The organism is Hymenobacter sp. AT01-02, from assembly GCF_000961955.2.
Classification (GTDB): Bacteria; Bacteroidota; Bacteroidia; order Cytophagales; family Hymenobacteraceae; genus Hymenobacter; species Hymenobacter mucosus.
This window is the reverse complement of the sequence record NZ_JZIR02000059.1, coordinates 16,994-39,967: the sequence shown is the minus strand read 5'-3', so window position 1 is coordinate 39,967 and position 22,974 is coordinate 16,994. Positions and strand designations below refer to the sequence as shown.

Below are 22,974 nucleotides of genomic sequence, written 5' to 3'. Positions count from 1 at the left end.
TAGGCTGGGCGCGAGTAATTAGTACTTTTAGCCAGCAAGCCTGCATAAATAGCGTCGGTATCAGCCAACGCTGTGTTAGTTGAACTGAGCTTCATTGCGTTGCTCCAACCCATTGTCTTTATGAGTTCGTTCAGCTCCAATTATCTCACTATCCATTATAGCACCGAGCAAAACTTGCTGGTAGCCCGCTGGCAGCGTTCGGTGATGCCGTTTGAAATGCACCGCGGCTATGGGGCTTTGTTAGATGAGGCAGCGGCGCAAGATTGCCGTTTTTGGCTGGTAGATACCCGGCGGCGAACCAGCGTAGATGCTGCCGATGTGCACTGGATGTTAGACGAGTTTTACCCTAAGCTCCATCCGCGCCTTGGCCGGACTACCTTCCTAGCTTTCTTGATGGCACCCAATCAGCTTGCGGGCATCCTTGCCGACGCCAGTGTGCCGGCTTTGGACGTGCTTGATGGGCGTCCCTACGTGATTCAGCGCTTCACAGAAGAGGCCAACGCCCTGACCTGGTTACAGCAAATGCAGGAGCACGAAACACTAGTAGAGCGGAAGTAGCAGGCACGGGCGTTGGTTGTGTACCTTCGCAACATGACCCGACTTCGACTCCTATCTTTTCTGGCTGCCCCGGCTTTACTAGCGGGTTGTGCCAACACTACTCGTACGCCCGCCGATGTACTAGTGTACAATGCTACGGTATACACCGTCGACTCCACCTTTAGCACGGCCCAAGCCTTCGCCATTCAGGATGGTAAATTTGTAGCAGTAGGTTCGGCCGAGGAGCTGCGGGGGAAGTTTCAGGCCAAACAAGAGGTAGATGCCAGAGGCCAGTTTGTGTACCCGGGCTTTTACGATGCGCACTGCCACTTCTACCGTTACGCTTTGGGCCTGCGCGACGCCGACCTGGTAGGTACCAGTTCGTGGCAAGAGGTAGTGCAGAAGCTACAGCAGCAGCGTAAGCAATATCCGCAGGCCGCCTGGATTACGGGTCGGGGCTGGGACCAAAACGACTGGCCCGGCAAGCAGTTCCCAACCAAAGACACCCTGGACGCCCTATTTCCCAACACGCCGGTATTTATAACCCGGGTAGATGGTCACGCTGCCCTCGTGAATCAGAAAGCGTTGGAGCTGGCTGGCGTTACGGCGCGCACGCCCATCAGCGGTGGTACTATTACCAAAGACGCTAATGGTAAGCTCACCGGCTTGCTCGTGGACAATGCGGTGCGCTTGGTATCAGGCAAGATTCCGGAGCCAACGGCAGCCGAGGCTGAAGCGGCCGTACTGGAAGCCCAGCAGCGTTGCGTAGCCGTAGGGCTAACCAGCCTGGCCGACGCGGGCCTTGAAAAAGCCAACATCGACCGACTAGCCGATTTGCAGGATCAGGGCAAGCTCAAGCTGCGCCTATATGCTATGCTGGCTCCTACTAAAGAAAACAAGCAATACTACCTCAAAAATGGGCCCGTGTTCAAGGACCGGCTGACGGTGTGCTCGTTTAAGGTGTACGCCGATGGTGCCCTGGGCTCCCGTGGCGCCTGCCTGATTCATTCCTACGCCGACCGCCCCCAGGAAACCGGGTTCTTGCTTTCGTCGGTGGCCGACTTTCGCAGCTTGGCCAAGGAACTAGCCGCCAGTAAGTTTCAGATGAATACGCACGCCATCGGCGACTCGAGCAACCGCCTCCTACTTGATATATACGGCGCTGCTCTACACGGCCAAAAAGACCGGCGCTGGCGCATCGAACACGCCCAGATTGTAAGTAAGACCGATGTACCCAAGTTTGGGCAGTTTGGTATTGTGCCCTCGGTGCAGCCAACCCACGCTACGTCCGACATGTACTGGGCCGGTGAGCGACTAGGGCCCGACCGTCTAAAGACGGCCTATGCCTTCAACGACTTGCGTAAGCAGTACGGACAGGTAGCTCTCGGCTCGGATTTTCCCGTGGAAGATATTAACCCGCTTTTCGGGTTTCACTCGGCCGTAGCCCGGCAGGATGCCAAGAACTACCCCGCCAGTGGCTTCCAGATGGAAAACGCCTTGAGCCGCCCCGATGCCTTACGCGGCATGACAACGTGGGCCGCCCACGCAGCCTTCCAGGAAAAGCAAAAAGGCAGCATCCGGCCCGGTATGGCCGCCGACTTCGTTATTCTGGATACTGACCTGTTGCAAGCACCGAAAGAGAAGCTTCGCAGCGCTAAGGTGCAGCAAACCTGGATTGCTGGCGAACAAGTATTTGCGGCTAAGTAGGCTTCCAGACTTGCTAAACGCAACCTCGTACACACAACAAGGGGGGCCTATCCGCATGGATAGGTCCCCCTTGTTGTGTGTACGTCAACTGAAAGGAAGTTGACCGGTGTACGGTTTACCGCTGGGGAGCTTCGTCGGCTGAGCCGCCGTAGATGGCGGGCACCGGAATATCAAGCAGGCGCAGATACACAGAAAGCTGTCCGCGGTGGTGAATGAGATGGTTGAGTACTAACATACGAGCCACGGCAGCGCGGGGCATCGTGAACAGTACTTGCTCTCCACGGCGCAGGCTCCAGCTGTCATGGAAGGTAGCATCGTCTACCTGCTCCAGCGCCTTGTGAATGTTTTCCCCGTTCACATCGAAGCGGCGTAGCACCTCGTCCGTCGTTGTCGGCGAGTCAGGAAATTTTACCGTTAGCACGTCGGTTTCTGCACCCTGCAACGACATTTCCAGGAACCCCACCAAGTTTGCCATGTGCGAGGCCAGCGTCCCAACCTTCATAGATTTAGGATGGGGCTGCCATTCAAACTTGTCGGAAGGTACGCGCTCTAACAGGCGACGTGTGAGGGCAAGTTCATGTTTCAATTCTTGGCCGAGGGCAGCCTGAATGGAGGGTTGGGTGTTGGTCATGTAAGAGAGAGAAATGGTATGCAATGAGCCTTTCAACCACTCAGGCCCCGAATAGTTATGCACCTATTATACTACACAAAGAGTCCCATCAGCTAAGCCAATGGGACTCTTTGTGTAGTATAATAGGTGCATCCGGTGTTAAGATCGGGTTGCTGGCATGCCCACGTTAGGGGTGGCTGGGGGAGGTCCGGGGGCGGCTACGTCCGCCTCGTTGATGTCGCGCAGCTTCTTGCCCCGGAGGGTAAGTAGGAAAAGTAGGCCTAAGATGAAAAACACGATGAGCGACAGAATGCTGTTGCGCATGGAACCCGTTATTTGTGCGATAACGCCAAAAACGGCCGTACCAATCACGATACTGAGCTTTTCGGTTACGTCGAAGAAGCTGAAGAAGGCGGCTGTATTGGGTGTATTTTCAGGGATAATCTTAGAGTAGGTACTGCGCGAGAGGCTTTGAATGGCGCCCATGGTGAGACCAATGACGGCGGCCAGTGCGTAGAACGACCACCCTGCCTGCACGAAATAGCCGGCTACGCAAATGCACATCCAGATGAACACAGACCAACTCAAGGCGCGGGTGTTACCAATGCGCTCCGACAGTTTAGCAAATAGATAAGCACCCAGAATGCCTACGATTTGCAGTAGCAGAATAGTAACAATTAGAGCGGTGCTTTCCAGGTGTAGCTCTTTGTCGCCGAAAATGGTAGCCACGTACATCACCGTCTGCACACCCATGTTGTAGGTGAAGTAGGCTAACAGAAACCGCTTTAGGTTGGGTAGCCCTTCAAGCTGATCGACTACCTTACCCAGCTCCCGGAACCCGTTGAGCAACCAGCCCGAATCTGAAACGGCTCCGGCGGGTCGGCCGGGGTCGGCGGGTAGGGTAAAGAATGGTATCTGAGCGAAGCCAGCCCACCAAATACCCGTCAAGAGGAAAGCCAAGCGGGTAGCGTGGCTTTCCTCCAAGCCAATTTTGTCGTGCCCCATAATCAGGCCCAAGCAAATAACCAGCAGCAGCACCGAGCCGATATACCCCATAGAAAAACCACGCGCCGACAAGGAGTCGTACTGCTCCTCGCTCGAAATTAGCGGCAGGTAGGAGTTGTAGAACACAATGGACCCGGAAAAGCCAATGGTAGCCGAAATAAAGACGAACGTACTGGCCGTCAGCGTACTAGGCGTAAAGAAGTAAAGTGCCGCGCAGGACGCCGCCCCGAGGTAGCAGAAAATCTGCATAAATAGCTTCTTCCGCCCCGAGAAGTCAGCCAACGACGTCAGGAAAGGGCTTACCAGCGCAATGACGAGGAAGGCTGCCGAAATAGCATACGTCAGCAACGAGGAGCCCGGAACCTTGAACCCTAGAAAGCTGACAATATCCGTTTCAGGGCTTAGCTGCTTGGTGATGGCGCCCCAGTAAATCGGGAAGATGGAACTGGTAATAACCAGTGGGTACACTGAGTTGGCCCAGTCGTAGAAAGTCCAACCGCGGGTGATGCGCTTATCATCTTTTGGAATGGCATCAAAGGCGGTGTCCGGCGCAGGGGCCGAGGCAGTAGTCATAAGACAATAGTTGAGGTTGTAGGGCCCGACAAGATAACGGGAATTCCGGGTTGCGGTTGTCGGTCTGGGCCCATACCTAGCTGGAGCAAGGGTGCGTACTAGCTCGTCCCCATGGCCTCCACCGCTATTCGTTACCGGGCGATGCCACAGGTGCTGGGACGGCCAGCAACTCGGCGTACTGGGCCTCCGTGTCTACATCAATAACTCCCGCGGGAAACGGCACGGTGGCTACCAAGTCGGGTCGGTGCTTTAGGAGTTGCCCTGCCCCGGCGTCATTGGGCAGTTGCAGTAGCAAGGGCAGCGCTTCCCGCCCAAACAGGGCAGGCACTCCGGTAGTACTACTATACTGGCTTGCGGCAATTGGTAAGCCAGTAGCGGCCCGAACAACAGAGAACTGCTTGAGTAGATCTGGCGTCACGTGGGGCTGGTCACAGAGCAGCACCAACACTTCCGTCCATGCCGGCTGAAGCTTTTCCAGCTCCGCCAGGCCACATTTCATTGAGGCTCCCATACCCTCTGCCCAGGCGGGGCAGTGCACCGTTGTTATGGGTAAGCCGGCTAGTTCCGGTAATAGTTCTTGGTGCAAAGCCCCCGTTACTACTACTACGGGTAGCCCCGCTGCGGCCATTACGCTGGTTTCAGCGGCGCGGCGGAGTAGGGTGTTGCCCTGGAACCGCAGCAATTGCTTGGGGCGCCCCAGCCGAGACGAAGATCCGGCCGCAAGAAGTAGGATGGCAGGCATACAGGTATTCTAAGCTCAAACGAAGCTGGCGAAGGATGATGAGTAATTGGCTTCGGCAAGCGCCTACATTAGCTCTGTTGCTTCCCTTACGCAAGCCCTATAGGCCGCACACGGCGTCTACCCTTCCTTCGGCTACGAGAGGAGCATCCGTACGCAAAGGCGGGTGAATGGGGTGCGGCGAGTCGCGCAAAAAGCCAGCAGGGCGCCCGGTTAGCACGGCCTGAATTTCGGCTATGATGGAAAGCGCAATTTCCTCCGGGGTTTCGGCCCCTAGGTTCAGGCCAATGGGGCTGTGAATACGCCCCCGCAACTGTTCGGCTGCATCGGGCACATCCTTACGCAAGTCGTCTAACAGACGCTCGTATTTCTTCCGCGGGCCGAGCAACCCAATATAGCGCGCATTGGCAGCGGGCAGTAAATGCTGCAGCACGGCCAAGTCATAATAGTAATTGTGGGTCATGAGCAGAGCGAAACTGCCGTCGTAGGGTTCCTCAGCTACCTGCGCCAAGGGCAACACCCGCACCTCGTCCGCATCGGGGAAGCGCGTGGGTTGCGCCTGGGCGGGTCGGCCGTCAACTACCTGCACACGCCAGCCAAGGCTGGCAGCTAACCGCACGAGGGGTTGCACATCGTTGCCGGCACCATATACCGTGAGGCGTACGGGAGGGCGCAATATTTCCAGACTAACCCTTGTAGTACCGGCTTCTGCTGGATAATGACGGGTAGCGGGCTGACCGGCAGCCAGTGCACCATGCGCATCGGCCAATATGTGCGGGTACAAGTTGGCATGGGCAGGCATAGTCCCTTGAATACCGGCCGAGGTCAGCAGCAACCGTTGCCCCACGTGCAGATCCTGGCCCCCGCCTGCCACCCCAAACACGGTGGCTATTACGGCTAGTTCTTCTACTCCGCTGGCCCAACGGCGCAGCAGCTCCACGGGGTTGTTAGGGTCGGTAAAGTCGAGAGGCTCTAGCAAAATCTGTACAATGCCCTGGCAGCCCAGGGCAGCGCCAAACTGCAAGTCATCGTCGGGGTCAGTAGAATCGTAGGTGACAACGGTGGGACGCCCCTGCTGAATAGTACGCCGGGCGCGCTGACGGGCGTCGCCTTCAAGGCACCCTCCGCTGATGGCGCCTGTTAGCTGCCCCTCATCCGTTACGAGCATGCGGGCACCGGGCCGTCGATAAGCCGAGCCAGCTACATCCACTACCGATGCCAATGCACAAGCCCGGCCCGCAGTACGGTGGTCATCGTAAGCACGCAAAAGACGTTCAAGTTCAGTCATGGCAAGAAACCAGCAACCGACCCGGTATGTTGGGCCAGCCCGAAAACAGATAGGAGGAACAAGACAGACCATCCTAAAACGGCCTGCCAGCACTACGTACGCAGGTTGATGAGGTGAGGTTGAATACCGTGGAGCTTGCCGTATTTCAAAACGGTAAAGTATTGTTATTTAGTATTTTACTTATAATATTTTATAAACATTCAATAATGCTGTAAATTGACCTATAGAAAATATCATATGTTGAATGTGCATAATTTTATGATTTAGGCAATTAAATCCTTGTTTTATAACAAATCACTCTGAACTTAGGGGGCATATACTTAACCATCCTTTTCATGATAAAATCAACATTTACAGCTCGTTCATTCTCTCTTATGACCCTTGGCTTGGCTCTGATGACGGGCTGCAGTAAGGAAGAAATTCAAGTATCGGATGTGGCTGCGCAGGCTAGCCGCTCCAACCAGGCAGAAGCCACTGCCCAAGGGGTTGTGCGCCGGAGCCACGAGTACATTATCCTGTCGGCCACGGACGCCTTGCCCGCCGACCTGGCCAGCAAAACTGCCGCCGCCAATGGTAAGCTAACAACAGAACTACCCGGAACTGGTCTTGCCATTGCTACCTCCACTGACCCCGATTTCGCGGCTAAAGCCTCCCGGATTAGCGGCGTGCGTTCGGTTATTCACGACTTCTCCTATCAGGCTACAACCCCGTCTCGGCCCGCGAAACGCCGGCTCTGAACGAGTCTGATAACACCAACCCAGCCAGCACCGGCGACAACGACCGGTTCTTCCCCTTGCAGTGGGGTCATACCGCTATTCAAGCGCCCGAAGCCTGGAACGCGGGTGCCCGTGGCAGAGGAGCCTGGTAGCTGTGCTAGACGGCGGCTTCGACCTGACCCACCCCGACCTGCAAGCTAACATTCAAGAATCTGTATCGTACGTTCCCGGCGAGCCGGCTCAGTTCGCCTCCACGGCATTTAGCCACGGCACCCACACCGCCGGTACTATTGCTGCCGTCGACAACACTATTGGGGTAGTTGGAGTAGCCCCCGACGCCAAGCTGCTGCTGGTGAAGGTACTGGCTGATGGTGGCAGAGGCTCCTTCTCCTGGATGATTCAGGGCATTTACTACGCCGTGGCGCACAACGCCGACGTTATCAACATGAGCTTGGGCGCGGCTATTCCACGCAACAGCAAGTACCTCGACGATAACGGCACACCCGATGATCCGTCGGATGATAAGGTGGTAAACGAAACCAAGGAAATTCAGGAACTGCTGGTAGCTATTGGCAAGGCGACAACTTACGCCAACAAGAAAGGCACCACGGTTATTGCCTCGGCCGGCAACGACGCCAACAACGGGCAGCGCGACCAGGACCTAGTACACATTCCTTCTGGTGCTACCGGCGTGATTTCGATTTCGGCTACCGGTCCTATTGGCTGGGCCCTGAACCCGCTCACCGCTGATCTTGACCGCGTAGCTTCTTACACCAACTACGGCACCTCAGACGTAGACTTCGCTGCTCCCGGTGGCGACGCCGAGTATCCTGGCAACGAGATTGTAACGGTTGCGGGCGTTCGTCAGTATGCCTTTGCGTTTGACATGGTGTTTAGCTGCACAAGTGCAGGCCGCTACAGCTGGTCGGCTGGCACGAGCATGGCTGGTCCTCACGCTGCAGGTGTTGCCGCTCTGATTGTAGGCAAAAACGGTGGTCAAATGGCTCCCGCTCAGGTGCGGGCCGTGCTGCGTGCTTCCGCCGACGACCTGGGCAAAACCGGTCGTGACCCTTACTACGGCTACGGCCGCGTAAACGCCTACCGCGCCGTAACCACGGGCTTCCAAGCTCAGTAAGCTACTGCTCCGCGTTGCGTACATACAAAAGGCCCGTTTCCACTTGGAAACGGGCCTTTTGCTTTTTGTGCGGTCACGAACAGGCAGTATTCTATACCTGCACTATCTTGGTTTCAAGCACTTTGTCCGGCGTGATGGGTAGGCTGCGGATGCGCTTACCTGTAGCGTGAAACACCGCATTAGCAACGGCGGCGGCTACCCCTACCATCGAAATCTCACCAATGCCCTTCACCCCCATCGCGTTGATATATGGGTCGTGCTCGTTCACAAATTCCACCGTCATTTCCGGAATGTCGGCACTAACGGGAATGTGATAGTCGGCCAGGGTAGCGTTGGTGTAGCGAGCAAAGTTCTGGTCGCGCTTGGTGGCTTCCATCAGCGCGCATCCAATGCCAAAGATGCTGCCGCCAATAATCTGGCTGCGGGCCGTTTTGGCGTTGAGAATGCGGCCCGCGGCGTGTACACTTACCCAGCGGGTAACGCGCACGGTACCCAAATCGGGGTCTACCTTCACCTCGCAGAAGTGGGCGCCAAAGGAGTGCATGGAGTGGCCCGCCATATCGTCTTGGTGGCCGGAGTCGGCGGGGCCAGCCGCTAGTCCCGACTCGTAGCCGGCGCCGTACTTACCGTTGCCGCTTCCTTCCACATCGCTCATTTCGTTGCGCTTCATCAGCGTCGCGAAGTCTTCACCCTTGGTCTTATCCGACTTGAGCACCATCCGGCCTTTTTCCACCACCACATCGGCGGGTTTGGCTCGGAACAGTGGCGACTTCTTATCCTGCGTGGCTTGCTTGATAAGCTTCTGCCACACGTCTTGCGCAGCCATGTAGATAGACGACGACACCGTGCCCGCCGCCACCGCCCCCCCGGAGTTAGGCGCGGTAGGCAGCTTGGTATCTCCTAGTTCAAAGCGCACTTTGTCGGGAGTTATCCATAGCGCATCGGCCGCTACTTGGGTCATTACGGTGTAGGTACCCGTGCCCAGGTCGGTAGCGCCGGTTTGCACTAAGGCATGCCCATCGGCGTAGAGCCGCACGCGGGCCGTGCCTTGGTTGTTGTGCACGGGGTAGCTAGCCGTAGCCATGCCCCAGCCCACCAGCAGGCGGCCGTCGTGGGTGGCACCGGCTTTGGGGTTGCGCTTGCTCCAGCCAAACAACTCGGCACCGCGGGCATAGCACTGTTTTAAGCTCTTGCTACTCCAGGGTTTACCGTTGCTGGGGTCCTTCTCAGCGTAGTTGCGCAACCGAATTTCCAGCGGATCAATGCCCAATTGATACGCCAGGTCATCCATGGAGCATTCAATGGCAAACGAGCCGGGAGCCTCGCCGGGGGCACGCATAAACGTAGACGTCATCACATTGGCCCGCGCCAACTGGTAAGATGATTCAAACGTTGGGCACGCGTACAGCAGGTTTATTATGCGGCTGTTTGGCTCAGCGTAGTCGTCCCACGGTGAGGTGGTAGAGGTTTTCTCGTGAATGAGAGCCGTCAACTTGCCATCCTTCGTCGCCCCTATTTTCAGCGTCTGAGTTTGGTCTTCGCGGTGGCCCATGCTGGTAAACATCTGCGGCCGTGTGAGGGAAAGCTTCACTGGGCGGCCCACAGCCTTGGCCGTTTGCACCGTAAGAACAGTGTGGGGCCAGCTAGAGCCCTTGCAGCCAAAGCCCCCACCAATGTACTTCGTAACTACGCGTACCTGCTCGGCGGCTAGCCCTAGCATGGTGCTCAGCGCCTTCTGGGTGCGGGTTACGCCCTGTGTTGCCTCGTACACGGTTAGGCGGTCCGCAGCTTCCCAATGAGCGGTAGTAGCTCCAGGCTCCATGGGGTTGTGGTGGTTGATGGCGTGCACGTAGGTATGCGTGAGCTGCACTGGCGACGCCGCAAACGCAGCCTTCGGGTTGCCCCGCACGGTGTGACCCGGCGTTTTACCATCCTGCACCTTCTGCGGATCAAATAGCTCGGCTTTAGGATCTTCGTAGGAAGCAGCCGGTTTTTCGGCGGCAATGTTCACGCGTACGAGTGCAGCTGCGTGCTGAGCCCGCTCCAAGGTATCGGCCACTACCACGGCCACGGCCTGCCCAGCGTAGTGAATCTGGTCGGAGGTTAGGGGCAGGAAACCCATGGGGGCGCCAATAGCTTTTTTGCTTTGGGCATCATTGGGGGTTTTGGCCAGCTTGGGCAGATTTTGATGGGTAAGAACAGCTAGTACCCCCGGCTCTTTCAGGGCCGCGCTAGTATCAATGCTTTGGATGCGGCCTTTGGCCACGTCACTGGTTTTGAGCACCGCGTGCACCAGCCCAGGCAGGTTGTTGAACTCAGCCGAGTAGCGGGCCTGCCCTGTCACCTTGGCGCGGCCATCTACCCGATCGAGAGGCTGCCCCACGGAGCCGCCCTGGGGGTTGGTTTCAAAGAATTTTGGTTCGGTATCCATAAGGAAAGTATTCCAGGAAGTGTAGAAACGCTATCTGTTGCGCTTCAATCAGTAGGGGCCAGAAGGGTGGCAACGCGCCGGCTTCCCGGGTTGCGCCTTAGACGTTAGGTGCGAGTTTTCCCTAACCGTTCTTAGCCAGCAACCTTCTGCAAGGCCTGCACCAGCGTATTTTGAGCTAGCTCCACCTTATAGCGGTTTTCGCTACGTGGTTGCGCCCCACGGAGGGCTGCGGCCGCGGCAGCCCGAAAAGTTGCTTCGGTAGCTGGGGCGCCCGTCAAGATTTTTTCGGCTTCGCGGGAGCGCCAGGGCTGGGCTCCTACCCCACCCAGCGCCACGCGGGCCGAGCGAATGGTGCCTCCTTGCACATCAAGGCCAACGGCAGCCGACGCCAGGGCGTAGGCGTAGCTGGCCCGCTCACGTACTTTTAGGTAGGTGGAGCGGCGAGCATGGACGGCCGCCGGAATCGTGACAGCCACAATCAGCTCGCCAGGTTCCAGCACGGTTTCCTTCTGGGGCGTTTTTCCGGGTAATAAGTAGAACTCGGTGACGGGCACGCGGCGCTGCTTGCCCTTCTGGTTTTCCAGGGTCAGCACGGCATCCAAGGCCGCCAGGCTACCGATAAGTCGCCGGGGTAGGAGGTAGCAATGCAGGCATCGGAGGTACCCAGAATGGCGAGGTTGTGGTTGTCGCCTTGCAAAGCGGGGCAGCCCGAGCCGGGTACGCGCTTGTTGCAGGGGAAGGCCGCGTCGCGGAAGTAGCCGCAGCGGGTACGCTGTAGAATGTTGCCGCCAATGCTAGCCATGTTGCGCAACTGGGGCGAGGCGGCCAACAAGAGCGACTCCGATATGGCTGGGTATTGCTGCAATACCAGCGGGTTTTCGCCCACGTCGCTCATACGCTCCATAGCGCCAATGCGCAAGCCGTCCGGCGTTTGCTCAATGCCTCTGAAGGGTAGCATGTTGATGTCAACCAACTGAGGATGTTCCTCTAGGTTAGCCTTCATCAGGTCCAGCAAGGTGGTGCCACCGGCGATGTAAGCGGCCTGCGGATTAGCCTTGCGGATGGCGGTAGCTCCTTGGCAGAGCCCGCTTGCGTATAGCTAAAATTATTCATGGGAATAGAAGTGAAATGGTGGGGTAGTGAACTGGTAACCTGAGGTGGTGGTGAAGTAGGCAGCCGCCGCTGCCATATTGGCAAACAGCATGGGTAGCAGCCTATTCACCAAGGCACCACGCTACACCTTCCCTTTTCCGGCCACCTCCCGCACAGCCGCTACAATGTTGGGGTAGGCCCCGCAGCGGCAGAGGTTACCGCTCATGTACTCCCGAATTTCTGCTTCAGAGTTGGCATGGCCTTCACGCACGCATGCCACACCCGACATAATCTGGCCAGGCGTGCAGTAGCCGCACTGGAAACCATCGTGCTTGATGAAAGCTTCCTGCATGGGGTGCAAGTCTTCGCCTTTGGCTAGACCTTCGATGGTTGTAATTTCCTTGCCTTGGTTCATAACCGCCAGGGTAAGGCAGCTATTAACCCGGCGGCCATCGATGTGCACGGTGCAAGCCCCGCACTGGCCATGGTCGCAGCCTTTCTTGGTGCCCGTCAGGTCCAGGTATTCCCGCAGGCATCAAGCAAAGTCACCCGGGGTTCGGCCTGAATGGTGCGGACGGTACCATTTACGTTCAGCCGCATGGCCGATACACCTTCTACCGTTTTTGAAAAGGCCGTAAGACGCTCTGCCTGGCTGATGAAAGGCGGTGCAAGCGCCAAGCCTAGAATGCCACCGGCCTGCTTCATAAAGGAGCGGCGCGAGCCGTCGTCCGGCCGCAGCTCCGAAGCTCCGCTGGTAGGTTCGGAATGATTGGACATGGAAATAAGAACTGGAGGTGATTGGAAAGACGGGCGCACAACCTGCCATACTGCAAGCGCCACGATGTATTCAACCCGACTATGATCCGATGGTTGTGCTTGGTCTTACAGTACGGCTTAGCCCAGGCATAGTTCAGCCACCTGCCGCTTAGCCCTCGGTACATCCCCAGCTCGTTTGCCCTGGCACTACTAACACCTTCGAACAAAACCGCTTACGCTAGACTGAGCGGCCTACCGCGCTGGCAAAAACGGGCCTGATATCCCCCGCCAAAGCAGCAACCCATAGTCACGCTGCAACCTGATAATCATAATATTACACATCTAACCAAGCCTATATTCAGGCGCCCAGACGAGCTAATTCCCGCAGGTGATGCGATAAGGTAGGTAGCCCATGTTAGTCAAAGCCTCTTATCTCATATCAGGACCCGAAGCCGCGTTAGACACCTTGTGTCAAATGCAAGCTACGTTAGTGTCTTAGCTCCTCATAACCTGCTTCTGGGATAGTCTACAGACTCTGCAAAACATGAAAGGCCCGTTTCAGCATGCTGAAACGGGCCTTTCATATGTACCTCTAGATAGAGGAAAGATGCTTAGCGAGTGGTACCGCCGGTAGTCGTACCGCTGGTGGTGCCGCTGGTAGTAGTACCGAAGTGGTGCCGGAGGTAGTGCCAGTAGTGGTAGTACCCGAAGTAGTACCGCTGGTAGTGCTGCCCGAAGTAGAGGTACCGCTGGTGGTGCCATACGTGGTAGAGCCGCTAGTGGTGCCGGAGGTAGTACCTGATGTTGTTCCCGACGTGGTGCCATCGGTGGAGCCGCTGGTAGAGCCGGCGGGAGCATCGGTGCTCGTGCTAGAGCAAGAGCTGAGGGCGGCGCCTACGCAGAACGCGAGGCCGAGGGTGCGAATAGCCAGGGCTGATTTAACTACCTTTTTCATAGGAGTAGGTTGGTTGACGTGGTGAATGAGTCAGATCAAAAATGTTGTTTAACAACGATTGTATTGTACGGTCTCAAACGCCGGGCCGCCTAAAAAATTTATACGAACAAATACGTATTTTGTCTCTTTTTATCAGTATAAATACCGACAAATCAGCTGTTTGCAAGTATTTCGGCACACTCACCGCCCATCAAAACACCGTTTTGCAAGCCTCGTACGGCAACCTCTTCCTATCCTAGAGTGATACTTTATTTCACCGTTCCAGCCAGCGAAGCATACGTAAGCGCGTCAAACGTAACGCCATTTTTGGCCCGAATTTTCAGCGTGGTTAGCGGTTGAGAAACGAAGAATATTTCCGTCATGGTGGTGAGCCCATCATCAGCAAATACTTCCACAGAAGCGGCATCAAACAAGAGCGTGAGGGCGGCAGCGGGGCCCGTAGCTAAGCGGGGCCCGGGGTGGCGACCCGCAAACTTGTTGCTGAAGCCCGTGGCACCGGCCTTGCTCCGGTCGATGTAGTACTGGTTAGCTATTTTGTTGTAGCCGATGGCTAGCTCCTCCCCTTTTGCATTCGACAATACGAGGGCAAACTCTTGTAGCTGCTTGGTCGTGAGCTTGAGCTGAAACTGCGGGCTGCTGGCTTAATCTTATCTGACAGGTCTAGCTCAGACTTCACCGCCACGTTTTTTAGCGTTTGGCTGGGCTGGGCAAGCTTGCTTACTTCCTTGGCAGGCTCCGAAGTGAGGTAGATTTCCGGGCCTACTTGCCGCAACGCGAGGTCTCGCGGTGTGGTCATGGCGCTACGCCAGGGCGAGGTAGGCACTTCGTTGGCGTATTCCCAGTTGCTCATCCAACCCAGGAACAGCTTGCGCGCTCCGGTGTTGTTCCACGTCACGCCGGCGTAGTTGTCTTTGCCCCAATCAACCCACTTTTGGGTGGTAGTGGTAGGCGTGAAGGTTTTGCCATCGAACTGCCCCACAAAGTACTGGGTTGCCGAGCCCCCATTGGGCCCGCCGGGGTTAATGCTCACCAGCAGCACCCAGTGGGTTTTGCCGTTCAGGACCAGCGGAAACAGGTCGGGGCATTCCCACACGCCGCCGTGGGCGCCCAGTTTCTCGCCAAACTCGCTCAGCTTGGTCCAGCTTTTCAGATTGGGCGAGCCGTAGAATGTAATGCGGTCCTTGGTTGCCAGGGTCATTACCCACTGCTTTGCCACCACGTTCCAGCTCACCTTGGGGTCGCGGAAGTCCTGGATGCCCGGATTGGGCAGTACCGGGTTGCCCTCGTACTTCTTCCAAGTTTTGCCTTCGTCGAGGCTGTAGGCGAGGCTCTGGTATTGGTGCTTGTTGGTTTTCTTCTTTTCCTCGTCGGCGTTGTGGTGGGTGAAAATGGCTACCAGCGCGTTTTTGCCGAACCCAGCGGTGTTGTTTTCATCCACCACGGCGCTGCCCGAAAAGATCATGCCCAGCTTGTCAGGAAACAAGGCAATGGCTTCCTCCTTCCAGCTTACCAGGTCTTTGCTGGTAGCATGGCCCCAGTGCATGGGCCCCCAGGTCATGCCCTCGGGGTAGTGCTGAAAGAACAAGTGATACGTACCGTTCAGGTACACCATCCCATTGGGGTCGTTCATCCAGTGTGCCGAGGGTGTAAAGTGGTAGGCAGGGCGGTATTGGGGGGTAGCCGGGGGTACGGGGGCAGGCGTTTGGGCCTGTACTACGGGCGCGGCAGCTAGAAGCGAAAGGGCCAGAAACAGGGTCTTTTTCATGCGGGTGGGAAGAGTGCAGGTGGAAACGAAATCGGACAAGAGTAGCTTAAGCCAGCACAGATGCCAGCAGACACCATATAATAAGGAGTGCGGCGCTACACGGCGCGCGGCTCCAGCAGTTCCAGCACATCGGCTTCCCGAATGGCGGGAGTAGCGCCCAAGTGCGTAGCTACCAGTGCCCCCGTGGCGCAGGCAAAGCGTAGGCTTCGCCAGGCTCCTGCCCGTTCAGCCAGCCTTTTAGCAGAGCGGCCAGGAAGGAGTCGCCGCTGCCAATGGTGTCTTTAACCTCTACCGCTACGCCGGGGGCCCGGTACAGCTGCCCATTGGTACAGAGCAGGGCACCATCGGCCCCACAGGTTACGCACACGGCCTGCAAATCAAACCGCTCGGCTAGCCATTGCATAGCCGTGGGGCGGTCGGTTTCCAAGCCAAACCAAGTCATGATTTCGGCCAGCTCGTGGTGATTCATCTTTACTAGGTTTGCCTTTTCCAGCAAGTACTTGGTTACCTCCTTAGTGTAGTGTGGGGGCCGCATGTTCACGTCGAACACCTTGAACCGGGCGTGTTCCAGCAGGCGGTACAGGGTTTCGCGGGTGCCGGCCTGGCGGGCAGCCAAGCTACCGAACACAAACACCTCGGCCTGCTCCACAAGCTGCTCTAGCGCGGCATCGTACTGAATATAGTCCCAGGCTACGGGCTGCACAATCTTGTAGGTCACCTCGTTGGCGTCATCCACGTTGGCTTTCACTACGCCGGTAAGGTGGGTTTTGCCGCGCTGCACATAGTCGGTGCGGAGGCCCTTGGATTCAATAAACTCGAGCAGCTCGGTACCCAGCTCATCATCACCAACACGGCTAATCAACTCTACGGGCAAGCCCAACTGGTGTAGGTGCACGGCCACGTTGAAAGGCGCACCGCCGGGCTGCTTGCCGGTGGGCAGCACGTCCCACAGCACTTCCCCAAAGCAGACTATTTTCTTTTCAGACATAGGAATACGGGAGTTTAATTGAGAAGAGGAACCAAGCAGCTCAGTGCCGGAGGGCGGCATACTGCTTTAGTGGCACTAGTGAATTACCAAGGTTTTTTCTAGCTGTTCCAGCGAAGTACCCTTGGTTTCGGGCATGAGGCGCCACACAAACAGCAGCTGCAACACCATCATGGCGCAGAAGAACGCAAACGTGTGGCCGCCGCCCAACTGCTCGGCGAAGTAAGGAAAGGTAAACGCAATAATGGCGGCCATTACCCAGTGCGTGGACGACCCCAGGGCCTGCCCTTTGGCCCGCACCGTGTTGGGGAATATTTCGGAGATGAACACCCAAATGACGGCTCCCTGCGAGAAAGCAAAAAAAGCAATGTACACGAACAGCAGCACCGGCACTAGCATGCCGCCCAGAGCGCTGAAATCTTGGGTGTAGAAGGCATATGACACCAAGCCTAGGGTAGCAATCAGCCAAACGAGCCAATGAACATGAGCTTGCGGCGCCCAAACCGGTCGATGAACTGGCGGGCCAGCAGCGTGAAGGCAAAGTTTACTAGCCCCAGCCCGGCTGAGGAGAGTAGCGCCGAGCCTTTGCCCAGGCCCGTCATTTCAAAGATGCGGGGCGCGAAGTAGATAATGGCATTGATGCCCGACACTTGGTTGAACACGGCAAACAGCACGGCCAGCATAACGGGCCCGCGGTACTGGCGGGCAAACAACGAGCGGCCACCTTCTATGGCGGCGTCAGTGGCATTAGTGGTCAGGATGCTGGTCACGTCTTGGTCGGCGGTGGTGGGGTTGATGAGCTGCATCACCTGCCGCCCTTCCTCTACCCGGCCCTGTCCAATCAGCCAGCGGGGACTCTCCGGTACCCGAAACAGCAGCAGGAAGAACACGGCCGCGGGTACTACCTGCACGCCCAGCATCCAACGCCAGTCCTGCTCGCCAGTGCCCGTGAGCAAGTAGTTGGAGAGGTAGGCTACCAGAATGCCCAGCACGATGTTAAACTGAAACATGCTCACCATGCGCCCCCGCGACTCGCGCGGCGACACCTCCGAGATGTAAAGCGGTGCCGTGACGGATGAGGCACCCACGCCGAGCCCTCCCAAGAAGCGGAACACTAGAAAAGCAACCCAGCTTTGCGTAAGGGCCGCCCCCAGGGCCGACACGAAATACAGCACCGCAATCCAGATCAGGGTTTGGCGGCGGCCTAGCTTATCGGACGGAATGCCGCCGAAGATGGCGCCGAATACGGTACCAATCAGGGCAATGGAAATCGTGAAGCCGTGCTCTACCGGGGTCAGGTGCCATACTTGCTGAATGGCCTTTTCAGCCCCGGAAATAACGGCCGTATCGAAGCCGAACAGAAAGCCGCCCAGCGCTACCACCAGGGACCAGAAGAAAACGTTGCTATTTTTCACAGCGGAAATTTCAAGGGTGAAGGCAAGAAAAGCAGCCCATCATGCTGAGCGCAGCCGAAGCACTTGGCGTGTTACTAGCTGGTTCGAGCGAGATGCCCCAACTAGCTCAACAAGATGGGCTTGGGTATTCGGGGTTACCAGCCGGGGTTCTGCTTGTAGAGGCCTTTGCTGAAGTTAATCTGGTTTAGCGGAATCGGGAGGTACTCGTCGCGGCCGGCTGTAAACCGGGCCGTTTGCAAGTACTGGCGCTTGGTTTTTTCCCGGTCGAAGTAGGTGTTCAGGTAGTTGGCCGCAATGCCCCAGCGCACCAGATCAAAGAAGCGGTAGCCCTCCATGGCAAACTCCAGGCGCCGCTCGAAGCGCAGAGCCTCGCGGGCGTACTGCTGGTTCCACGCCGCCATTGGGTAGAGGCCAATATTGTAGTTGGAGATGGTGGTGCCGGTAGCAGTTTTCAGCTTGGCGGTGCTGTTTTGGGCCCGCCGCCGGATTTGGTTGATAATGGGCAGCGCCTCCGGGGCCCGGTTCAACTCAATAAGGGCTTCGGCCTTCCACAGCAGTACATCGGCGTAGCGGATCAGGGTCCAGTTCTTCGAGGAGCTCATGAAAGGAGGCGTTTTCTGAAAACTAGGATCCGAGGGCAGCACATTTTCCTTCATCGACATGTAGACCCCGTAGGTATTCTGGTCGCGCAGCCAGGAGGTCTCAAAGATGAACGTAGGCGCATACTTATACGGGTGCGAGGGAATCCCGACGGTATGATCGAGGCGCGGGTCTACGGTATTGGCTTGAAAATCAGCCGGCTTAGACAAGTCGGAGTTGTTGAAGGTGGTAAACAGGGGCAGTCCCTGCGCATCCGTCTTAAAGGAGTTTACTAAGTTCTGGCTGGGCTGGTGAAAGCCGCAGCAGCCGTAGTCGGGGTTCATGGGGTAATTCAGCTGGTTGCCCCGGTCGGTGCGGCCCTTGGGCGTACCATCGTTGCGCGAAAACTGAATGGCAAACACCGACTCAGGCCCGTTGTCGCCCACGGTCAGGAAGTTGGTGGCGAAATCGGGGTGCAGAGAGTATTTGCCCGAGGCAATGACTTGGTCGGTCAGGGTTACTACCTCTTGCAGCTTGGCTTGGTCAACTGACGTCACGGCGTGGGCATCGTTCTGCACGTAGGCCTGATAGAGCAGCGTTTTGGCTAGGTAGGCCTGGGCCGCCGACTTGTTGGCCCGCCCCGTTTCCGGCTGGGTTTCGGGGAGGTTGGCTACCGCAAAGCGGAAGTCGTCGGCAATCTTGGTCCACAACTCGTCGTTGCTCAGGGCCACGTTCGATACCTCGGCGTACTGCGCCGTGGGCACCGTTTCGTCGATGTAGGGTACGCGCTTAAATAGCTCTTTCAGCAGGAAGTAGAAGTGCCCGCGCAGGAAGCGCACCTCTCCCTGGCGCACCGTCTTGCTAGGCATGGCCGCCGCATCAATGGCGTCAAGGCGGCGCAGAGCATCATTGGCGCGCGAAATACCAATGTAAATCAAGAACCACAGCTCATCGGTGTTGCCCACATCCACGCGGTTGAACGTGAAGGTTTCGTAGAAGTGGAAGGCGTCCACGTCGGCCGTGCCGTTGCCGCCCTTGTAGGCGTCGCCGCCGCGCACGTTGCCGTAGGGCCACATGGAGGTGTAAGGCGCCCGGTACACATCATTGCCGAGCTGGGAGTAGGTGGCTATTACCTGCTTCTCCACGTTGGCTACGGTGTTCAGCTGCTCATCGGTGAGGGCACCCGTGGGCTGCACATCAAGGAATTTTTGGTCGTTGCAGCCAACGGAAACGGCTAGCAGGGAAAGCGCCAGCACGCTGGATTTTAGGATATTCATGGGTAGGAGTGCTAGCGGGTGGTTAGAAGGATACGTTGAGGCCGGTGCTGAAAATCCGAGGAATGGGGTACTGGTAGTTGGTCACCTCGGGGTCCGGACCGGTGTATTCTTTACTCTTGATAGTGAACAGGTTCTGCCCTTGCACATACAAGCGCACCCCTTTCAGCCGCACCTTGCTCACCACGTCGGCGGGCAGTGAATAGCCTAGCTGCAGGTTGCGCAGCTTTAAGTAAGAAGCGTTTTCAACGAAGTAAGTAGACGCGCGGCCCTCGTTGTTGCTGTTGATGAGCGTAGCGGCCGGAATGCTGGAGCCGGTGTTAGTGGGCGTCCAGGCATCGAGCAGGCGCTGACCCCAGTTTTCCCCCGAAGCCAAGGACGAGAAGTCGGTTCGGAATTTTGCGTTGTTGTAGGCGTAGAGGCCCTGCACCCCTTGTAAGAAGATCTGCAAATCGAACCCCTTGAAGGCCGCGCCCAGGTTGAGGCCGTAGTTGAAGTCTGGAACGCCCTCTGTAATCCAGGTTTGGTCAAAGTTGTCCACCTTGCCGTCGCCATTCAGATCTTTATAGCGGATGCGGCCGGGGGCGGCGCCTACCTGGGTAGGGCCTTGGCTTACTTCGGCCGTGGTTTGGTAAAGCCCATCGGCCACGTACCCATACACCGCATTGATGGAGTGCCCCAAGCGAGTTACGTCCTGGCCGTTGCCGCCGTAAGCATTAATCACCTCCGCCGGCAGGTAGGTGAGCGTATTGCGGTAGGTAGAAAGGTTGCCCGTGATATTGTAGGTCAGCCCATTCGCAAGCTCGTTCTGGTAATTGAGCAGGAACTCCCATCCTTTATTTTCAATGGATGCCCCGTTGACAAACTGGTCGCCGCCCTCGCCTACTACGGCCAGATACGGCAGGTTCACGAGGATATCTTCGCTCTTCTTCACGAAGTAGTCTACCGAGCCCGACACCTTATTTTGCAGGAAGCCGAAGTCAACCCCCACGTTAGTTTGGGTGGTGGTTTCCCACTTCAGGTTGGGGTTGGCCCGCTGCACGCGGCGGTAGCCCGAGGGCAGGTTGGTGTCGTTGCCGTAGATGTCGTAGGCTGTGCCGTGGTCGTAGTCGAAGTTGGGGTCCAGGGTGCCCAGCAAAGACTGGTAGAGGCCGCGGGCCGCGAAGTTGGCAATATCCTGGTTGCCGGTTTGCCCCCAGCCGGCGCGCAGCTTCAAGTCGGAAAGGAAGCCCACGTTGTCTTTCAGGAAGCCTTCCTCACTTAAGCGCCAGCCCACCGACAGAGCCGGAAATACCCCAAACTGGTTGTCGGTACCGAAGCGGGAGGAACCGTCGCGGCGTACCGTTACGGAGCCCAGGTACTTGTCGGCAAAGGAGTAGTTTACTTTGCCGAAGTAGGACGCCAAGCGGTAAGCCGTGCCGGAGCCGCCGTTGTCCTTGTTGGCCGAGCCCGCATCGAGGTAGGTGTAGTTGGGGTCTTCGCTGGCGAAGTTGGTGCGCGAGGCGTAGGTGCTTTCGGCGTAGTAGCTGATGCGCTCCGTGCCAGCCAGGAAATCAAGCTGGTGCTTGCCGCCGAGGGAGAGGTTGTAGTTCAGCGTGTTCTGCCACACCCAGTTGCCGAAGAAGCTTTCGTTGTCCGTCACCCGGTTGTTGGCCTCCGACAGGAAGCCCGCGGTGTAGGTTTTGTAGATCTGGCGGTACTTGTAGAGGCTATAGTCGATGCCGAAGCTGGAGCGCAGGTGCAGGCCCTTCAGGATTTCAGCGTCGGCAAATACGTTACCAAATACCCGTCCCGTATTCGAGCGGTTCTGCTTGTTGTCAGTGAGCAGGCGCAGCGGATTGTCCCGGTCGCTCATGCCAGCTACTGGCCCGCCCCAGCCTAACCCGTCTGCGGTGCGCACGGGTACAATAGAAGGCAACTGGCTGGTCCGGTCGCGCACGTTGAAAATGTCCACTTCTGCCCGCTGCGACTTCACAATGGTCAAGTTTTCTCCCACCTTCACCTTGCCTTCCAGAAAGTTGTAGTCGGAGTTGAGACGGGCCGTGTACCGGTTGAAGCCCGTGTACTTCAGGGTGCCGCTGTTGTCGTAGTAGTTCACCGAAAACAAGGCCCCGCCCCGCTCACTGCCACTGCTCACGCTTAGGTCGTAGCTCTGAATGAGGGCATTCTGCTGCGTTTCCTTAAACCAGTCGGTGTCGGCGGAGCGCTGGGTTTTATTGGCGTCGATAAACTCCGGCACGACCACCTGGTCTAGCACCGGCCGGCCATCGGGCCCCGTGTGCGACTGGAAGGTGTAGTACGGCAAGCTGGGCGTCGAGCCGTCATTGGTAGCAGCCTGCCAGTACACCCGGCCGTAGTCCTGGGTGTTGAGCATCTTAATGTGCGGACCCGGCTTCTGCACCGTGAAGAAGGTAGAGAAGTTTACCTGCGTGGCGCCCTTCTTGGCCTTCTTCGTGGTGATGATGATAACGCCATTGCCCGCCCGCGAACCGTAAATGCTGGCCGCCGAGGCATCCTTCAGCACCTGAATCGACTCGATGTCGTTCTGGTTGATCTGGTTGATGCCTTCCTTGGTGGGAATGCCGTCAATAACGTAGAGCGGGTCGTTGTTGCCCAGCGTACCGATGCCGCGGATGCGCACCGAAGCAGCACTGCCCGGCGCCCCATCCGTTGTGACCTGCACGCCCGGCACCCGGCCCTGCAGGTTACGGGTTACGTCGTTGGAGGCCATGCTCTTAATTTCGTCGGTTTTCACCACGGCCACGGCCCCGGTCAAATCGGCCTTGCGCTGGGTCTGGTAGCCGGTTACTACTACTTCATCCAGGGCGGCCGCGTCGGGGGTTAGCGTCACGGAAAAGGTGGTCCGACCACTCACGGCTACCTCCTGGCTTTTATAGCCGATAAAGGAAAAGAGCAGGGTGGTAGCGTTGTCGGGCACCGACAGGGTAAACTCGCCATCGGGGCCCGTAGAGGTGCCCAGGGCCGTGCCCTTCACTACTACCGTTACGCCGGGCATGCCAGCGCCTTTTTCATCCAGCACGCGCCCACTCACGGGCACATCAACGGCGGAAGAAGCGGCAAAATGGGAGGCGCTGTTTGCGGCAGCGGTGGCTGGCAACGTGGCCGCCAGCGGTGCAGCGGTAAGCAGCGTAAGGCCGAGGGCCCGCCGCAGGGGTACAGGGTGTTTCATGTGGGAATTGGAAAGGAATGGGAGGTACCGAGATGGGCCGAACCGGAGAAGTTGGCCGCCGAAAAACGCTTGGTTTCTGGGTAGCACTCTCTGTCACCAGCTAAGTGCTACGCTGTATTCGACTGCTGCCGGAAGCTCTGCTGGCCTGTTAGAAGGCCCGAACAACCCGCCGCTTTGGGGAGCGGCCAGCCCAATACTTGACCCAAATGTCAGCCGCTAGCA

At 57.4% G+C, this 22,974-nt stretch carries 19 protein-coding genes and 2 pseudogenes; 4 read left to right on the top strand and 17 right to left on the bottom strand.

From position 1 onward, the window contains the following. Nucleotides 1-120: 120 nt before the first annotated feature. On the top strand, nucleotides 121-558 hold the full coding sequence (locus VI25_RS16765) for a hypothetical protein (RefSeq protein ID WP_045689607.1): 438 nt from the start codon (nucleotides 121-123) through the stop codon (nucleotides 556-558). A gap of 33 nt (nucleotides 559-591) precedes the next feature. Beyond that, the gene (locus VI25_RS16760) at nucleotides 592-2,244 is read left to right on the top strand and encodes an amidohydrolase (protein WP_045689608.1); all 1,653 of its coding nucleotides are present in this window, start codon (nucleotides 592-594) and stop codon (nucleotides 2,242-2,244) included. A gap of 115 nt (nucleotides 2,245-2,359) precedes the next feature. On the opposite strand, the gene VI25_RS16755 is transcribed toward VI25_RS16760, so the two are convergent. The 4 genes from VI25_RS16755 to VI25_RS16740 form a co-directional block, all read right to left on the bottom strand. Then, complete coding sequence (locus VI25_RS16755; protein ID WP_045689609.1) at nucleotides 2,360-2,875, bottom strand: DinB family protein; 516 nt, start codon at nucleotides 2,873-2,875, stop codon at nucleotides 2,360-2,362. A 138-nt stretch (nucleotides 2,876-3,013) separates the two neighbouring features. Beyond that, complete coding sequence (locus VI25_RS16750; RefSeq protein WP_072144844.1) at nucleotides 3,014-4,432, bottom strand: MFS transporter; 1,419 nt, start codon at nucleotides 4,430-4,432, stop codon at nucleotides 3,014-3,016. A gap of 124 nt (nucleotides 4,433-4,556) precedes the next feature. Continuing rightward, nucleotides 4,557-5,174 (bottom strand): NTP transferase domain-containing protein, encoded by a 618-nt coding sequence (locus VI25_RS16745; RefSeq protein ID WP_045688392.1) that lies wholly within the window; start codon nucleotides 5,172-5,174, stop codon nucleotides 4,557-4,559. A 97-nt stretch (nucleotides 5,175-5,271) separates the two neighbouring features. Continuing rightward, complete coding sequence (locus VI25_RS16740; RefSeq protein ID WP_045688391.1) at nucleotides 5,272-6,459, bottom strand: XdhC family protein; 1,188 nt, start codon at nucleotides 6,457-6,459, stop codon at nucleotides 5,272-5,274. 395 nt (nucleotides 6,460-6,854) lie between these two features. On the opposite strand from VI25_RS16740, the gene VI25_RS27090 reads away from it, so the two are divergent. After that, on the top strand, nucleotides 6,855-7,196 hold the full coding sequence (locus tag VI25_RS27090) for a hypothetical protein (RefSeq protein ID WP_236705091.1): 342 nt from the start codon (nucleotides 6,855-6,857) through the stop codon (nucleotides 7,194-7,196). Between the two features lie 133 nt (nucleotides 7,197-7,329). Continuing rightward, complete coding sequence (locus tag VI25_RS27085) at nucleotides 7,330-8,310, top strand: S8 family peptidase (RefSeq protein ID WP_236705090.1); 981 nt, start codon at nucleotides 7,330-7,332, stop codon at nucleotides 8,308-8,310. A 91-nt stretch (nucleotides 8,311-8,401) separates the two neighbouring features. Here the strand turns inward: VI25_RS27085 and VI25_RS16730 are convergent, their stop codons facing one another. From VI25_RS16730 to VI25_RS16690, 13 genes and pseudogenes are all read right to left on the bottom strand, one after another. Next, nucleotides 8,402-10,741 (bottom strand): xanthine dehydrogenase family protein molybdopterin-binding subunit, encoded by a 2,340-nt coding sequence (locus VI25_RS16730; protein WP_045688390.1) that lies wholly within the window; start codon nucleotides 10,739-10,741, stop codon nucleotides 8,402-8,404. Between the two features lie 131 nt (nucleotides 10,742-10,872). Further along, nucleotides 10,873-11,334: an FAD binding domain-containing protein gene (locus VI25_RS27080; RefSeq protein ID WP_262489973.1), complete on the bottom strand. Its 462-nt coding sequence runs from the start codon at nucleotides 11,332-11,334 to the stop codon at nucleotides 10,873-10,875. Then, on the bottom strand, nucleotides 11,328-11,774 hold the full coding sequence (locus VI25_RS27075; RefSeq protein ID WP_262489976.1) for an FAD binding domain-containing protein: 447 nt from the start codon (nucleotides 11,772-11,774) through the stop codon (nucleotides 11,328-11,330). Before VI25_RS27075 ends, VI25_RS27080 begins: the two co-directional genes overlap by 7 nt. A 201-nt stretch (nucleotides 11,775-11,975) precedes the next feature. Continuing rightward, the gene (locus VI25_RS28970) at nucleotides 11,976-12,248 is read right to left on the bottom strand and encodes a (2Fe-2S)-binding protein (RefSeq protein ID WP_410503441.1); all 273 of its coding nucleotides are present in this window, start codon (nucleotides 12,246-12,248) and stop codon (nucleotides 11,976-11,978) included. A gap of 54 nt (nucleotides 12,249-12,302) precedes the next feature. Further along, nucleotides 12,303-12,347: pseudogene (locus tag VI25_RS28965) on the bottom strand (hypothetical protein); the annotation flags it as partial. Then, the gene (locus VI25_RS28960) at nucleotides 12,344-12,610 is read right to left on the bottom strand and encodes a twin-arginine translocation signal domain-containing protein (protein ID WP_410503440.1); all 267 of its coding nucleotides are present in this window, start codon (nucleotides 12,608-12,610) and stop codon (nucleotides 12,344-12,346) included. The pseudogene VI25_RS28965 and the gene VI25_RS28960, both read right to left, overlap by 4 nt. Before the next feature lie 571 nt (nucleotides 12,611-13,181). Beyond that, complete coding sequence (locus tag VI25_RS25970; protein ID WP_052695185.1) at nucleotides 13,182-13,544, bottom strand: hypothetical protein; 363 nt, start codon at nucleotides 13,542-13,544, stop codon at nucleotides 13,182-13,184. A 248-nt stretch (nucleotides 13,545-13,792) separates the two neighbouring features. Continuing rightward, nucleotides 13,793-14,122, bottom strand: coding sequence for a GH32 C-terminal domain-containing protein (locus tag VI25_RS28580; protein ID WP_316934347.1), 330 nt, complete (start codon nucleotides 14,120-14,122; stop codon nucleotides 13,793-13,795). Continuing rightward, nucleotides 14,095-15,309 carry a glycoside hydrolase family 32 protein gene (locus tag VI25_RS16710; RefSeq protein ID WP_316934346.1) on the bottom strand — a complete coding sequence of 405 codons (1,215 nt, stop codon included), beginning with the start codon at nucleotides 15,307-15,309 and terminating at the stop codon, nucleotides 14,095-14,097. The genes VI25_RS28580 and VI25_RS16710 overlap by 28 nt, the downstream gene beginning before the upstream one ends. A gap of 169 nt (nucleotides 15,310-15,478) precedes the next feature. Further along, nucleotides 15,479-16,297, bottom strand: a complete 819-nt coding sequence (locus VI25_RS16705; protein WP_316934345.1) for a carbohydrate kinase — start codon at nucleotides 16,295-16,297, stop codon at nucleotides 15,479-15,481. A gap of 75 nt (nucleotides 16,298-16,372) precedes the next feature. Beyond that, nucleotides 16,373-17,709 (bottom strand): annotated as a pseudogene (locus VI25_RS16700) (sugar porter family MFS transporter). A 134-nt stretch (nucleotides 17,710-17,843) separates the two neighbouring features. Further along, nucleotides 17,844-19,565 carry a RagB/SusD family nutrient uptake outer membrane protein gene (locus VI25_RS16695; protein ID WP_045686986.1) on the bottom strand — a complete coding sequence of 574 codons (1,722 nt, stop codon included), beginning with the start codon at nucleotides 19,563-19,565 and terminating at the stop codon, nucleotides 17,844-17,846. A gap of 22 nt (nucleotides 19,566-19,587) precedes the next feature. After that, nucleotides 19,588-22,752 (bottom strand): SusC/RagA family TonB-linked outer membrane protein, encoded by a 3,165-nt coding sequence (locus VI25_RS16690; RefSeq protein ID WP_052694894.1) that lies wholly within the window; start codon nucleotides 22,750-22,752, stop codon nucleotides 19,588-19,590. Between the last annotated feature and the right edge of the window lie 222 nt (nucleotides 22,753-22,974).